Genomic DNA, 15,686 nt, shown 5'->3' on the forward strand with positions numbered 1-15,686 from the left:
ACTTTTTTATCTTTAGGCTTTTCTTCTTTTTCTTTATCTTTCAAGATGATTTTTGCCTTTTTACCTTCATTGATAACATTTTCATCAATGATGATTTTTGCAACATCTTTACGATCAGGAATTTCATACATTAAATCAGTAAGTGAGCCTTCAACGATAGCCCTTAAACCTCTTGCACCTGTTTTTCTTTCAATTGCTTTTTTAGAGATTGCAGCTAATGCACCATCAGTAAATTCAAGCTCAACACCTTCCATCTCAAATAATTTCTTATATTGTTTGGTGAGTGCATTTTTAGGCTCTTTTAAGATTTGAATTAGGGCTGCCTCATCAAGTTCTTCAAGGGTTGCAATTACTGGAATTCTACCTACAAACTCAGGGATTAAGCCATATTTAACCAAATCTTCTGGTGAAATGCTTTTTAGTGCTTTGGTTTGATCAACTTTTTCTTTATTGCGAACTGGCGCACCAAACCCTATTGAGCTACCTTCCGTTCTATTCGCAACAACTTTATCAATACCAGCAAATGCACCACCACAAACGAACAGAATGTTGGTTGTATCAACTTGAAGGTATTCCTGCTGAGGGTGCTTTCTGCCACCCTGAGGTGGAACAGAAGCCATTGTTCCTTCAAGAATTTTCAGTAATGCTTGCTGAACGCCTTCACCAGATACATCTCTAGTAATTGAAGGGTTTTCAGACTTACGAGAGATTTTATCAATCTCATCAATATAAACTATACCCTTTTGAGCCTTCTCAACATTATAATCTGATGCTTGAAGTAATCTCAAGATAATATTTTCAACATCTTCACCAACATAGCCAGCTTCTGTAAGGGTTGTTGCATCAGCCATTGTGAAAGGAACATCAAGAATTCTAGCAAGTGTTTGTGCAAGTAAAGTTTTACCAGAACCAGTAGGCCCAAGAATTAGAATATTAGATTTGCTGATTTCAGGCTCAGTGCCGCCTTTTTCCATATATTCCACCCTTTTATAGTGGTTATGAACTGCAACTGAGAGAATTTTTTTAGCATTTTCTTGACCAATAACATAATCATCAAGAACTTTTTTAATCGCACTTGGGTTTGGCACGCCACCATCACTATCAATAGCAAGTGCGGATTTGCTTTCCTCACGGATAATATCAACGCATAATTCAACACATTCATTGCAAATAAAAACTGCAGGGCCTGCAATTAGTTTTTTAACCTCGTGTTGAGATTTACCGCAAAATGAGCAGTAAAGTGTTCCACCATCTTTGTTTTCTTCAGTCATTATATTACCTTAATTGTTCAAAATCATCTTATAAACCTGTATAATTGAGGATATTACAAACTAAAAAGCAAGTAAAAAATAAATAATTTAGTTTGAATATTATTTAATTTTTAGAGAATGTTACTTTTGTTTTCTAGAATAATCCAAAGAATTTTTCACCAGTTCTTTCGCCGTTCATTGGCACAATTTCAGACATCGGCATTGACTCATTGTATATACAAGCAACCTCACCGCCAAACCTAAGGGTAAAGCGACTTCCAACCATTTCTATAACGGTATAACCTTTCATAATCCTGAAATTTATTAAGGCTTCATTGCCATCTGGCATAACTTGGAAAATTGCAGGTTGTTCGCCATTTACTGGCTTGAATTTAAGATAAGTAAATTCACCATCATCAAAAACCTCAAGAGGTGAAATAACTTTAGAGCCACTTATAGTATAATTGAAATTTAGTTTATTTGCATCTCTAACAGGGTCAGGAAAATCTTCAGCTGCTTCTATTTCATCTTGCACTTGGATAATTTCACTATCCCCCGTTTGGTTTGGGATTTCAAGGTTTCCCTCTGGATAAATAAATTTAGTAGCATAAACAATGTTTGGGTCATTTAATCCTTCAAGCTCCTTGGCGTAAAGCTCAAAATAATAAATTCTTTTATTAGTGATAATTGACATATAAGTTTGGGCATCAAACTTAACGGGTTTCAAAAAAAGTCTAAAACCGACTGGATTAATCATCCAAGCGGTTGTATCACCCATTGCGATTGTGAGGATTTTTTCAGTAGGATCTAAATCAATGCGAGAGGGCATTCCGTAATAGCCAGTATATTCATAAACAGCATCAGGCTTATAAAAAAATGTTCTAAGCCTTTTATCAACAGCACTAGGAACACTTTTCTGGTTAGCGTGCTGGGCATTTGCATTTAATGCAAATATTAAAAAGAAAAATAGCAAAAATTTAGTAAAAAATTTCATCAATTAGTTTTTGGATTGAGCTTTGTTAATATCATTATTTTCTTGTTTTTTAGGCGGTGCAACCTCATAACTTTTATATGATGTTACCTTAAAATTAAGATCATTAAAATCTTTTTTATCCTTTATATATTTAATATTTTCAAAATTTACACCAATTTTTGCTTGCCAGAGCGACACAAAAACCCCAGTAAACCTATTAGATTCCCTAGCACTGAAATTTATTGTAATTTCATATTGCTTAATTTCACTATCAGATAAAGCACCCTTTGGGGCAATTTCAATCTTGTTTGGATCTATAAAAATTTCCCGAATAACATCTTTTTTATACTTCAAAACCAAGCTATTCGCACTTCTGATTGATGTTATATTTTCATAATATGAATTTATATCAGCATTACCTAATTTTGAAATTATCTTTTTATTTTTATCTAATTTCTTAAAATCTTGCCTAAAATCATAGCTTTCTAGGGCTTCTACGAATCTTGCGGATAGATATTTTAATAAAATATTATCAATAGAAAATTCTTTCTTTCTATCGCCCATATAGGAAATTCGGGTTGAAAGCACAGAGGCATCTTCAATTTCAACCTTAATTGGCACTGATTTTTTAATTGGCGTAATTGATGAATAGTAAACTATAACTAGAACTATCAATGCAAAAACCATTAGCATTATAATCACGAGGTAGGTTCTTTCAAAAAATCTACTTAAATATGTAGAGAGATACCATTCGCGAGCTTCAATGAAATATTCACCCGATTCTATCTTCTCAGAGAGTTCCCTAAAATATGATTTTGCAAAATCTTCTGACACAAAAGCTGGATTAATTATGAATTTACAACAGATTCTATCTTATATTTTTAGACTTAATACGCTAATAATATTTATTACTTTTAGTTTTAGGAATTAATTTTATAGTAATAGTTATTGAAATACAATAATTTTAGTTAATTTTTAATTAATTTATTGTATAATGGTTGAAGTCCTTACAATTTTTCATTCCCGCGAAAGCGGAAATCCAAAAAACGATGATGGATAACCGCTTTCGCGGGTATGAAGCTAAGGTGATTTGGGTATACTATCTGCTAAAGAGAAAATCTGGATTTTACAAAAAACAAATGCATTAATGAGATTTTTAAGAAACATTCTCAATTTTCTAGTAATCAGTTTGATTGCAATCTCTGCGACCGCCCAAAGCACACCACCTTTTAACCCTGATGATCCAAACCTACCCCCCCTCCAAGTAAAATGGGATGGAAGCTGCTATGCCCAGTTTGGAGGAGACAATTTTGACAATTCTAGCCCCCCGCCAACAATAATTAAAGGAAGTGAAATTTGGGATAAATTATGTGGAAAATATCCAGTAAATTACCCTAATTTATGGCCTCTTGGGTCAAGAGATTTTGACGAGCCTAGACAAAAATGCATGCAATATTTTGAAGCGGTTAAAAAAGATATGGTTAGCCCCTGCCAATATATTGAGGCTTTTGGGGTCACGGTTAAAGGTAATGATAAAGGAGATAGATTAGAAAAATACTGGGATTATCACCTAAAAGGGGACGGATACACACCGCCTAACCCGCCCTTTCCATCTCTTCCAGATAACAATGATAATGCAGATGGAAATGATGAATGTGGAATTTTTAATACCAAAAGATGCATACGATGCAATAATGATGGAAGCTTAAAAAATATCCAATTCCGCCTTGTTTGGGAGCCTGATTGTAAAGGATATGATAATGACGATGATGGTGAAGATGATGATGGAGATTTGACTTCTGAAAGTGGTTGCCCGCCTTGCTATAGAAACAGAACTAATGGCACAGGTGATACAAGCGACGATGATAGTTCAATAATTTCTCAAGGCTGTATGCCTGATAATTCAGCTGATTCATGGGGTGATGTTGGATCTAACATAGGTGGCACGGCTGGCTCTGGTGGCACAGGTGGTGGGCCTAAACTTGATATCGGTGATTTTTATGATTTTGGGAGTTCCGGAATAACAAATATGTTTATTCCAAAATGTATGTTTGATCCAAGCCCACCAAATGTTAAATTCAACGATTTCAACCAAGATAAGCAAGTTCAAGCAGCTGGCTCAACACCAGTGGAAACTATGTTCAACAGAATTGATAGCATTTATGGTGGAAATTATAATAATGAAAATGGCGGTAAAGCTACTGATAGAACAAATCAATGGCGAGGAAATTGCGGTAGAGGGAAGTTTTTTTATAATACATTACCTCCAAAAGATTCAAACATAGTCTCATCATATCCACCTGAAACAAGCGACAAAATTTACACGAGTGATATTTGGGAATCTCGCACAGGGTGCTTCAACCCTGAAGAGAGATTTGTTTTGCTTCCGCCATATGGCGATTTTAATCGGGAAAATGTTGCAGGAGTTTATACTAGCAATCGTATTAAATTTTTTGAGCCTAACACTGGTGGCAGAATTCTAACTTCTGGCAGCCTTAGAAATGGCCCACCTGACGAAGTTGAAGGTGGCACTGGTGATTCATCTTATCTAATTCCAAATGATAGATTACTAATGGAACACCCCCTCTGCACCGCCAAAGTTTATGGTGAAACAATCGGGGCTTCTTTAAGTACCTTATTGGGCGAGTTAGATGGTCTATTTAGTTTAGATAATCTGCCTAATGGAAGTAATATCACTAATGATATAATATCTAAAATTACTGAAAATTATAAATCTGGCTCACAACCAAATAGTGCATATAGAACGCCAAATGGCTTCCCGATGCTTCCAGCGGTTCTGCAAGATATGATGGCAGATAAAAGAGATAATTCCAAGATTGAGCAAGGCTACCTGCCAATGTGCTTAAATGATGATATCATTGATGATGTTGATGCTTACTGCATAGAATATTTGAAATATGTTGATAGAATGCAAGTGGGCAATAACGCAAATGTTAATGCGGGTGCAGAAGTTTTAAGAAGAATAAATGGAAAATATAATGCTGAAAGATATTTCTTCAATTATGATAATTTCTGTTGGGAGCAGAAAGAGAAACCAACAATCCTTCCCCCAGACCCCTATGAAAGATGGATGCCATTAGCGGTTAGAAGTTTTGAAAATCCAACTGATTCAGGCTCAAGATATCAAGCAAATGATAGGCAAGATATATATGGAAATACAATAAAATATTGGGCAACTGATGCTAGAAGGCCAACTTTTACACCTTATTCTGAAAGGCATGTTTATGATTATACAGAATATAATGAAAGCCCTTATAGAGATGAAGATAACGAATATATAAATTTAAGTTTGGAAGAATATGGCTATCAAAGCCGGCCGCAATCAAGGCTTGATTATGCTTATAACCCTCTAAATATTTATGATTTGCCAGAAAACCCAGAGCAAGCCGATTTGCTTCTAGATGTTAATAAGGGCAGAAAATATAAGCTCCAGCAATGTTTGAAATTTTATATAGAACAATGGGCGTTTCAGGGCGATAAAGGCTCAATTCTTCTCAGCTCTAAGCAGGCTGGGGTGCAATTAGATGGGAATAATTCAAAATTAAATTCTGATGTAAGTATGTGTCAATGGGTTGCCTATTATGACACTTCCCAAAATTATGATGAAAGAGAAAACTTCAAAAGGCTAATGCAATTATTCCTAACTAATAGCTTAACGGAAGGAAACGCAGTTGAGGGAGGAAAAGCACTCGCATTATCAGAACTAATAAAAAATGATAATAAAAATAAAAGGGGGTTAAGGCCAGAATATTTTGATTATATGAATTTTTTGACGGCCTCAAACTTACCAGTTGAGACTGAAGAAACAAACCTAACCAATATGGTTGAAGTGCCTAGTGGCGAGGCCGCACAGACAACTCCAGGGGTAGATTTTAAGAGAGGATATTTTGATTTATATAATAGGTTTGACCCAACTATTGATCCAAAAGGGCTAGATGCAAATAATGTTCCTTCCATATTCAGATATCCAGAAAGAATAAATTTTGCACAAAGAGATTGTGAGACTATTGTTCCTCCACAATTTTGGCGTGATACAATAAAACCTTTTTATGAAGATCCAAATCTTAATCCTCACGCTGATGGTGGTTGCCACCCTATATATGATTTTAGAAATATAATTGATTTACCATGGAGTTTTACCAATAGAAATGCAATTGCCAATAATGACTTAGTAGATGGGTTTTTTGGTGTTATTCAAGATTCAATCAATAAAATTAAAAATTCAGAAAATTTTCACTGGATGACCACCCGTGAAGATATGCCAGCAATTTCCTTAGTAAGTGCTGTTCCAAGCCTTCCAGTTTTTGCTTATGGATTTAATATTAAAGACGGAGTTTATTTTGTAGAAAATTGGGAAAAATTTGGAGAAAACGAAGATAAGGATTTTGAAATAAGGGATACTTGGCTTGCTCGCTCAGGTGGCAAAACCGCTTTTGGTTATCATTTAGTGCAAAGAAGTGAAGCGGATAAATTATACTTCAAAGGGGCAAGGCTTGGGTTAATAGTTCTAGATGAAAAAGAACCGTTTAAGGGTAGAGAATGGATTGATCATAGCTTTCCAGCAAGAAATTGTATGCATATGGAGCCTTTGAGCCTAGGAAAACTGGGGGATTTTTGGAATGACCCTGATAAAGACCCTGAAAATTTAATCCACGACGCTTGGAAAAATTGGGACGATATCAGGCTAGATTATTTAGCTCTTTTTCTAAAAGATTCTTCCAAACTAGAAAAAACTAATTTTGATAAAGATTTTGGAGGGTTTAAGGCAAAAAATGCTGATTCAAATTATTATAAATGGTTGCCAACAACTTACTCCCTTGGGTTTGGAATGAGTAGAAATTTCTGGTGTGAATTTGAAACCCCTTACTTCCCATACCTAGTTGAAAAAGATGAATTTAAGCACGCTAAAAAGCAAATTGGCGGACATTTCAAAATAAATGCAATGAGCACTATTATCACATCATTCCCTCTTAAAAAAGAATATAAACCTAAATTAGAATATTATAGAGTTGAAAGAATTAGAGATGCTTGTGGGCCTTTTGGCGTTGCTTCCACTTGGGTTGATGATCCAAATTCCTATATTTCTGACTGGTTAATTGGTAAAGAGCCATACAATACCTTTAAGCTAAAATCTAGATGTGCAGATTGGTATGATAGCTATAAACGCAAAACTAACGATCCAAAAATTATCGGCTGGCGGTTACCGAGATTTGATTATGAATTCTTAAAAGCCTTCCTTGAATGCACAGGACCTATTAAAGAGCCGAGCCAAACTCCTCCAGTTTGTAAAGTTAATACTATAGCTAAAGATATAAATGATAAAGCATGTGATTGTGAAATTAGTAAAGCAGTTATTAATGCGATATTTTTAGCATTAAATATTGCTTTTGGCACTCAACTCGAGGCAATAGAATGCACCCTTTCTGATATAGAAGATATTAAGGAAGAATTTAAGTGTGATGAAGAACCTGATGATTGTAATTGTGATGATACAAGCAATGCGAATGATGACTGCAAAAATTATTGTGGTAAATGTGAGATGTGGGAAAATGAAGGATTAGGAGATATCCTAGATACAATAGCTCCTGATTGTATAACTAAATGGTGCGATTATGATGGGGCTGATCCAGCACAATTAGGTCTTCAACTAGGAAATAATATAGTTAGAGCCATAGATTACTGCACAAGAGGCGATACAGAATATGCACTTGATGAAGAAGATAAAGATACCCATTTAGGTTCTCTAGAGGGCTTTGATAACGGAACTATAGAAGAAATAGATGGTAAAAAGATTCGTAGTTTTGGTTCAGAAAATATTCATTCAGTTGATACGCATAAATTCTGGTTAAAAGATAATGGTGTTGATTTAAGTGCTGATGACCCATTTGGCTTTTGGTGCAAATGCCCTGCTGATAAATTAGAAACCACTAGATGTAGAGAGGATTTCTGCACCTGTCAACAGCACGTATTTATGGTTGGCAGAGATCTAAGTGGGGTAGAAAAAATAACTGGAATTAAAAATACAGGCGACCCTAAAGGAAGTGGCTTCTTCCAAAAAATTTCTAATTTAGCACGCCCCGTTACAACTTGTAAATGGTATGGTCCTTACTTAAGGTGGTTGCAATGTTTCTATCAAGCAAGGGCGAAGGCTTGCCCAGTGGTAACGCGTGAGGTTTCAGATTCAATACCTTATGATAGCGTTTATAACCCATTCAGAAATGACAAAAAGGAGAATATCCCTAGCATTCCAGAAGTAACTCAAAAAAATGTTCTATTCAATGTTTGCACGGCAATTAATCCAGATGGCACAAATTTGAATAATCAACCTTATCAAATTTTAGATTATCTAAGATGGAGTAAAGAAGAGCCAAACCATCTAGCAAGGCTTCCAGCTTGGTTTGAATCAGCGGGGGCTGGCTATAAGCACCAAGATTTTGTTTTCCAAGCTCAAACTAGAAGGTGGGAATCACCTTTTATGGAGCTTGCAGTGCCGTTCCCAATTGATTTAATCTCTCGGGATTGCTCGACCAGAGATGCTGAGGGTAATTGTGAAATTGAAGAAAACGCTGATGGAGAAAGCAATAATAATCTGCAAGAAATTACCAAAAGAGGTGGGCTTGGCTTCCCAGAGGTAAGATATGATATCCCAGATGATGAAGAAGATGAATATAATGTTGATTACACTAACCAAAATTTCAAAAATATCTTCTTAAATAAAGAAGATAGAAAATTAATCAGGCCAACTGGTAAAACTCTTCAAAATAAAAGCTATGTTGATTTATATAAAAGATATCAAGCAGGCTTATATGCTGCCCATCTTGGTTTTAGGCATAATGTAAAACCTCAAGAGCCTAAAAACCCATCAATAAAAGCTGAAACTTCAGCGCAAGATATTCACCCTCGTGCACAAGATGCAATTGTGGGGCCAAGGGGTTGCGATATTGGCGGCTGGTATGAAATGATGCTCTATCAAGCAAGATGTATCAGATGGTGGAAATTAAATTGCATCTGCGATTATGATAAAACTTTCGCAATAGGTAATGAAACAAATTATGTCCTAAAAAGAGGAGGTGCGAAAATAAATCTCGCAATTCCAACTTTCTCTAATGCAAGCTATCAAAGAAATATAATGACGGCTATTGATGAAGGTGCAAGATCAATTGATGGCAGAAGCCTAAAATCAACTCAAGCAACTTTAGTTACAGGGCTTAAGAGGGACGCTGATGGCAAAGTTTTACTAAATTCAAACTCACAAGAAATACTTTCAATTAGCACCGATTTAGAACTCAACATTCCGCTCGCTGATAGGGGTGTTCCATCACCTGAATATGGAATGATTGATGCAAACGATCACGGCTTCATAGGTTTAGATAATGTTATGGTTGGCGATATTATAGTTTGGAATGAGAATATTAATCATAAATTGAGTTCTGGCGAAAATATTGATGCAGGATATAAACGCCATGTTGCATATGTTGAAGAAGTTAGCCGAGTTGAGAATAAAGCATTTACTATAAAAGTTTCTGAGATGAATTGGGGCAAAAACTTAGATTCCTGCGGTAATACTAATCGTTGGGGCAGAAGAACTGAAAGAACTATAGTCCGCCCTTATTGTGCAAGTAATGTTGATCCAGACGATTGTAAATATGGGGCTTCAATTCAAAAAGATGGGCTATTACAACAAGTGGGTATTCCACAACTTTCATCAACGGCTGGCTCTGTAAATCTATTTGCATCTTGTCAAAACGCTGATTGGGCGGTTTGTGTTGAAAAAGCATGGGATCAAGTTCAAGTATATCGTCCATATAAACTGACTCACACAATTGAAAATGGAGTGGTAAATTTTGCAGTTGATTATGATTATTTTTATACAAACCAAACCCCGCCAGCGAATGCTAATCTCTGCCCGAATGGTTATCCAAAACCTATTACCTATGATAGATTAAATAATATCGCAAATGGCGTTGAAACTGCTGATATAACAATCGCATTACCTTTTGATGACGAAACAAAAAACCTTAAAAAAGATGGAAAAATTATTTTATCAGAAGTGAAAAAATACATTGAAAAAACTTACAATGTTAATGAAATTATAGAATCAAATTTATGGAAATTCTTGGTTAGCACAAATGGCAAAAATTATGCAATTGATGAGGTTAAAGCCTGCTTATTCAACGCTCAAAATGCAGGTGGCTATTATGGTAGATATGATCCACCATTCAAGATGACAAGAAATTATGAAGCAATAATTAAAGATTATTGTGAAAAAAATAACTTAGATTGCAGTAAAAAAATTATTCCATGAAATTAGTTATTAAATTTTTTACATTGTTTCTATGCATATTGATTGCAACAAATTCCTTCGCTCAAACTTCAGAATATGATGTTATAATAAAAGATTTCACACACGCCGTGCCTAATGAAAGCGATTACAGAGTTAAAAGTAAGGAAGATACTTCAGGCGGTATAAAAATTACTTTATCAGGCATTGGCGTTGCTGATAGCATAGGCTTTGCAAAATTATATTACATTTATCCCGGGGAATTTGAAAAGAAAATGGGCTTCCGTTTTGGAGATGTTGACCCGTGTATGTTCAAAACTGGCGTGAGTATTGATAAAGATAACTCAGTTTGTAATCGCTTTGAAGAAATAACCTATAATTTTTATAATAATTATGAACCAAAAAATGAATTTGCAGATTTAAATAAAAATTGGGAGAAAAATATTTTTCACGCAATTAACAAAGAATTTTTTAACAATAATGCATCTGCTGGAATGAGCAGAAATTGTGATGAAATCTATAATGAATTTATTTTAGGAACAAATAAAAATATCAATATTTCTGAAATTGAAGCCTGCCAATTTCATTGTAAAAACCCTTTTGCGATAACTGCTGAAATTGATGAAATCTGCGGAATTAGCACTTGTGCAAATAGGTTTAACACTGAAGGGAAAATTAGTAGCTGGTGCAATTTTTTAGCAAATTCTCTCAATAGTAATTACGGCGAAAAAAGCCCACTTAAACCAATCCACCAAAAAATTAATGAACTTGATGTTAAAAAAGAATTCTTTGGAGATTGCCTAAAAGCTTGGAAAAATGATAAATCTGCAAATGAAGAATGCTGTAAATATTCTAATGTAATGCAAAATGCTGATGCTAAAATGGGTTCTGAATTCACGCAATTTTGCTCAGTTAAAAAATCGCAAGAAATCTGCTTTGCGGAACTAGCAAACAACAAAACCCACCCTGCCTGCTGTGATACCGCCAAATATTATGGTGGCGTTGATAATATGCCAAATATAAAAGGTGATTTGGAAAAACGAGTTACAATCGGCAGAAATATTCAGAGTCTATGCAAAAATTTAAGTAAAACAAAATATGATTTTTATAATAATTGCATCGAAAATTATAAATCATCAAATGGGTTAAATATTGTTGAAGATTGCTGTAAGGCTTACCACACAGGCGTTTTATCGCCGGAAATTGATGGCATAAATTATCACAGACTTATAAATAGCTGTAATTGATTTGGCAGTGATTAATAAGCATAGATTTTATGCACTTAATGTCACCCCGCATTTATTGCGGGGTTAATTGTTGAAAGCATTGCCAAACCTAAGTTTTGAGTTTGTTTTATGGTTTACCCCGCAATAAATGCGGGGTGACAATTTAGAGGAAAATAAGCAAAAATTTGGTAATATTTATGCTTAGTAAGCCACTCCTAATGACTTCTCTCTATATTGCCTTGAAGAAGGCGAGCCTTGTGTTGTTATATTCCCTATTATCAATTAAACTTAAGCCAGAAATTTCTTCAATTTTGTCAAGTTTGCCGTGTTCTGCCATCACAAGCCCCCCCTTTTTTATCCAATTATTTTTAACAATAGATTTTAGCGTCGGGATAACCAAATTTTTATTATAAGGCGGATCAAGAAAAACCAAATCAATTTCAATATTACAATTAATCAAATTGGTTGCATCTGATTGAATAAAATTACATTTTTCGCTAACTCCAAGGCTGTTTGCATTACTTCTTGCGATTTGCAGAGATTCTGGGCTTTGATCAATAAAAACAACTTTTTTTGCACCTCTTGAAAGTGCCTCAAAACCAAGAATACCAGTGCCACAAAAAATATCTGCAATCACTCTATTTTCAATTATGCTTGGGTTTTCATCATTCAAAATTTCAAGATTGCTCAAAAATTTTCCGTGATTTAGCAAATTAAAAATCGCCTCTCTAACCCTGCTAGAGGTTGGCTTTATATGGGTTTTCTTCTTGGCTAAAACTTCTTTGTTTTTCAAATTTCCTGCTGTTATTCTCATAATTTGGGGATAGGGCTTAGGGGTTAGATGTTAGCCTAACAATAATATGTTTCTTCTTACCTGATGAGAGTTTTAGTGCTTCATCTTTTAAGAAAGATAAATCAATCTTCAAATTTTCATCTGAGATTTTTTCGTCATTAATTCTTGCGCCCCCGCCTTTGATAAGCCTCCTAGCTTCACCACCTGATTCACATAAACCAGAAATTTTGAGGAGTTCAAACGCAGAAATCCCTTCAGATAATTTTTCTTTTTCAATTTCAAAAATAGGTAAATTATCACTTAAAACGCCTTCAGCAAAAACTTTGTGAGCGGTTTCTTCAGCAAGCAAAGCCTCATTTTCACCATGGCAAAGTTTTGTAATTTCAGTTGCAAGGCGAATCTTTGCTTTGTTAATTTCTGCCCCTTCAAGATTTGCAAAATCTTTTAGAATTGAATTTTCTTCATCGTTTTCAATTTCATTTTCTTCAGCATCTAAAAATAATTTAGCGAATTTCATTAAATCAGCATCAGAAATATTACGCCAATATTGCCAAAAGTCATAAGGTTTTAGTAATTCAGAATCTAACCAAACCGCACCATCTGCAGTTTTACCCATTTTCGCACCCTCAGAATTAGTAAGCAAAGGCGTGGTTAATCCGAATAAATTTCCTTTATCTTTTTTAGCTATTTTTGAGAGGTCAATTCCAGAATCTTTAAGTTGAGAATTTTTTATTTTTCTCTCAAGCTCAATTCCATTAACAATATTGCCCCATTGATCAGAGCCGCCAATTTGAACTCTACAAGCATATTTTTTGTTAAGCTCTACAAAATCATAAGCCTGCATAATCATATAATTAAATTCAAGAAAACTTAAATCTTGCTCTCTTTCTAGCCTAGTTTTCACTGAGTCAAAAGTTAACATTCTATTGATTGAAAAATACTTTCCAACATCTCTTAAAAACATTATAAACTGCAGGGAATTAAGCCATTCCGCGTTATCAACTAAGAATGCTTTATTGGTGTTTGGATTAAAAACATCTTCAAACTCAACATATTTTGTAAAAACTTTTTTGATGCCGTTTTTATTTTCTTCAATTTGCTCTTGTGTAAGCATTTGGCGGGCAGAATCTTTACCACTTGGATCACCAATTAAAGTTGTGCCACCACCAAGCAAAATAATTGGCTTATGACCACATTTTTGAAAAAAACGCAGAGCCATAATTTGCATTAGAGAACCCGCGTGCAAAGATTTTGCCGTGCAATCAAAGCCAATATAAGCAATGGCAGGGCTTCCAGATTTTTCATTTTCATAGAGGTATTTATCAAGATTTTCAAAATCAGTGCAATCTTGAATAAACCCGCGTTTTTCAATTAGTTTAAGATATTTAGAATTAAAATTTTTCATCTTTTTATATTTTTACTTTTCATCCAATACAGCATCTAGGTTTACGCCACCAAAAAACTGAATTTCATTTCCAGAATTTTTGATGATAAAACCTTTTGAATTTATTTTGCCCATTTTGCCATTAACATTAACTATATCGCCACCCGTGATAACATTTTCTTTCAAATTTACATAGGCAGAATTTGTGATAAGGTTGTAGCCTTTATCAATATTTACTTCAACCCCTTCTGATAAGATTAAATCTTGTTTTTTTTGAAAATAATTCCCTTTTTCAGATTTTAAATTAACTTTTGAGCCATCTTCAAGTTCAATTTTTCCGTCAATATTAATCAAAACTATTTTATCATCACTGATGCTGACAGCACTTTTTGCCTTGATATTGAAAGGCTTGTTATTTTTATCTTGGCCGTAAAAATCAGGTGAAAGCATTACTGGAATCGTATCAGTTGGCACTTCCTCTGAGCCCTGATTTTCAGAATTTTTCTCAAAATTAATTTTTGAGCCTTGCATATTTTTAAGGAATAAAGGGAAAATCAAAACACCTATGAGACATAAAAAGATAAGCCTTATTATCATTCCTTTTAATTTTGAAACCCTTTTTGAGTGAATTTCCGCTTGCGTAATTTCACCGGGTTGCAGAAATCTATCAAGCCTTTTCTGCTTCAAATATCTTGCATAACCGATATTTATTTTCTTTTTGATTTCCGCAATCATAGAACCTAGCCAATTCCGTTTGAAAGCAAATGATGAATATGAACAACACCAACGAGTTTTTCAGCGTCATTTATAACCGGCAAACAAGTTACTGAATATTTATTCATCATCGCCAAGGCCTCAACGGCAAGAGCATTTGCTTTAATTGTTTTGGGATTTTTATGAAGTAAATCTTTTGCGGTTTTGAAGATTATTTCTTCGTTCATATTTCTTCGCAAATCGCCATCTGTTATTATTCCATCAAGTTTTTTATTTTCATCAATTGTCAAAGCACAGCCCAAATTATATTTTGTGATTTGTAGAATGACATCTGTCATTTTATCTTCAGGCCTTATAATTGGCAGCCTATCTTCCTTAGCCATTACATTTGAAACCTTGATAAACTGGCTGCCGAGCTTGCCACCAGGGTGGAAAACACCAAAATCATCTTTACTAAAACCTTTTAGCTCCATTACAGCCATTGCTAGGGCATCACCCCAAGCGAGCATCATTGTTGTAGAAGTTGTAGGCGCTGCAACTGGTGAGGCTTCAGGCACAGCTGGCAGAACGAATGGAATATCGGCAGCTTCCACAAGCATTGAAGTTTTCCTTCTAACGATTGAAATAATTGGAATTGAAAATCTTTTGCAATAGAAAATTACATCTCTAAGTTCTGCAGTTTCGCCTGAATTTGAAAGGAGAATTGCAATATCATTTTTACTAATCATCCCTAAATCGCCGTGGCTAGCTTCCGCAGGGTGAACGAAAATTGCTGGTGTTCCTGTAGATGCAAAAGTTGCAGCAATTTTTGTTGCAATATGCCCGCTTTTGCCCATTCCACTCAAAACTAGTTTACCTTGGCAATTAAGAATTAACTCAACAGCTTCTGAAAATTTATCGCCCAAAGCATCTTCTAACGCTTTCAAACCTTCAATTTCCCTTTCAATAACTTCCCTAGCGATTTGTATTTCTTTTTTCATATTCAGCAAAATTTATTAGTAGTTTTAGAATTATCTAGAGAAATATCAAGGGTTCTAGTTTGCA

The 15,686-nt window shown here is 34.7% G+C and carries 9 protein-coding genes; 2 read left to right on the forward strand and 7 right to left on the reverse strand.

Features of this window, described 5'->3' with window-relative positions; genetic code table 11:
• The 3 genes from clpX to SFT90_00425 form a co-directional block, all read right to left on the reverse strand.
• Positions 1-1,271: ATP-dependent Clp protease ATP-binding subunit ClpX (gene clpX / locus SFT90_00415; protein MDX1948947.1), on the reverse strand; the 1,271-nt coding region annotated here is incomplete at its 3' end.
• Between the two features lie 133 nt (positions 1,272-1,404).
• Positions 1,405-2,244 carry a TrbG/VirB9 family P-type conjugative transfer protein gene (locus SFT90_00420; GenBank protein ID MDX1948948.1) on the reverse strand — a complete coding sequence of 280 codons (840 nt, stop codon included), beginning with the start codon at positions 2,242-2,244 and terminating at the stop codon, positions 1,405-1,407.
• A 3-nt stretch (positions 2,245-2,247) separates the two neighbouring features.
• The gene (locus tag SFT90_00425; GenBank protein ID MDX1948949.1) at positions 2,248-3,057 is read right to left on the reverse strand and encodes a VirB8/TrbF family protein; all 810 of its coding nucleotides are present in this window, start codon (positions 3,055-3,057) and stop codon (positions 2,248-2,250) included.
• 313 nt (positions 3,058-3,370) lie between these two features.
• Between SFT90_00425 and SFT90_00430 the strand changes: the two genes are divergently transcribed.
• Both SFT90_00430 and SFT90_00435 read left to right on the forward strand, forming a co-directional pair.
• Positions 3,371-10,549 carry a hypothetical protein gene (locus SFT90_00430; protein MDX1948950.1) on the forward strand — a complete coding sequence of 2,393 codons (7,179 nt, stop codon included), beginning with the start codon at positions 3,371-3,373 and terminating at the stop codon, positions 10,547-10,549.
• Complete coding sequence (locus SFT90_00435; protein MDX1948951.1) at positions 10,546-11,772, forward strand: hypothetical protein; 1,227 nt, start codon at positions 10,546-10,548, stop codon at positions 11,770-11,772. Before SFT90_00430 ends, SFT90_00435 begins: the two co-directional genes overlap by 4 nt.
• Positions 11,773-11,980: 208 nt before the next feature.
• Here SFT90_00435 and rsmD read toward each other — a convergent pair whose 3' ends face one another.
• Genes rsmD through SFT90_00455 form a run of 4 tightly spaced genes read right to left on the reverse strand, consistent with a single transcriptional unit; the run spans position 11,981 to position 15,622 of the window.
• Positions 11,981-12,565, reverse strand: a complete 585-nt coding sequence (rsmD, locus tag SFT90_00440; GenBank protein ID MDX1948952.1) for a 16S rRNA (guanine(966)-N(2))-methyltransferase RsmD — start codon at positions 12,563-12,565, stop codon at positions 11,981-11,983.
• 16 nt (positions 12,566-12,581) lie between these two features.
• Positions 12,582-13,949 carry a tyrosine--tRNA ligase gene (gene tyrS, locus SFT90_00445; GenBank protein ID MDX1948953.1) on the reverse strand — a complete coding sequence of 456 codons (1,368 nt, stop codon included), beginning with the start codon at positions 13,947-13,949 and terminating at the stop codon, positions 12,582-12,584.
• 12 nt (positions 13,950-13,961) lie between these two features.
• Positions 13,962-14,663 carry an LPS export ABC transporter periplasmic protein LptC gene (gene lptC / locus SFT90_00450; protein MDX1948954.1) on the reverse strand — a complete coding sequence of 234 codons (702 nt, stop codon included), beginning with the start codon at positions 14,661-14,663 and terminating at the stop codon, positions 13,962-13,964.
• Positions 14,664-14,668: 5 nt separating this feature from the next.
• Entirely contained in the window at positions 14,669-15,622 is a 954-nt protein-coding gene (locus SFT90_00455) for a KpsF/GutQ family sugar-phosphate isomerase (protein MDX1948955.1), read from the reverse strand.
• Positions 15,623-15,686 lie beyond the last annotated feature (64 nt).

The organism is Rickettsiales bacterium (assembly GCA_033762595.1).
Taxonomy (GTDB): Bacteria; Pseudomonadota; Alphaproteobacteria; order Rickettsiales; family UBA8987; genus JANPLD01.

What these genes read in the sequence shown, in the direction of transcription:
- SFT90_00430 (MDX1948950.1), top strand. Translation starts at nt 3,371, where the DNA reads ATGAGATTTTTAAGAAACATTCTCAATTTTCTAGTAATCAGTTTGATT.
- rsmD (MDX1948952.1), bottom strand. Translation starts at nt 12,565, where the DNA reads ATGAGAATAACAGCAGGAAATTTGAAAAACAAAGAAGTTTTAGCCAAG.
- tyrS (MDX1948953.1), bottom strand. Translation starts at nt 13,949, where the DNA reads ATGAAAAATTTTAATTCTAAATATCTTAAACTAATTGAAAAACGCGGG.
- SFT90_00420 (MDX1948948.1), bottom strand. Translation starts at nt 2,244, where the DNA reads ATGAAATTTTTTACTAAATTTTTGCTATTTTTCTTTTTAATATTTGCA.
- SFT90_00455 (MDX1948955.1), bottom strand. Translation starts at nt 15,622, where the DNA reads ATGAAAAAAGAAATACAAATCGCTAGGGAAGTTATTGAAAGGGAAATT.
- SFT90_00435 (MDX1948951.1), top strand. Translation starts at nt 10,546, where the DNA reads ATGAAATTAGTTATTAAATTTTTTACATTGTTTCTATGCATATTGATT.
- lptC (MDX1948954.1), bottom strand. Translation starts at nt 14,663, where the DNA reads ATGATTGCGGAAATCAAAAAGAAAATAAATATCGGTTATGCAAGATAT.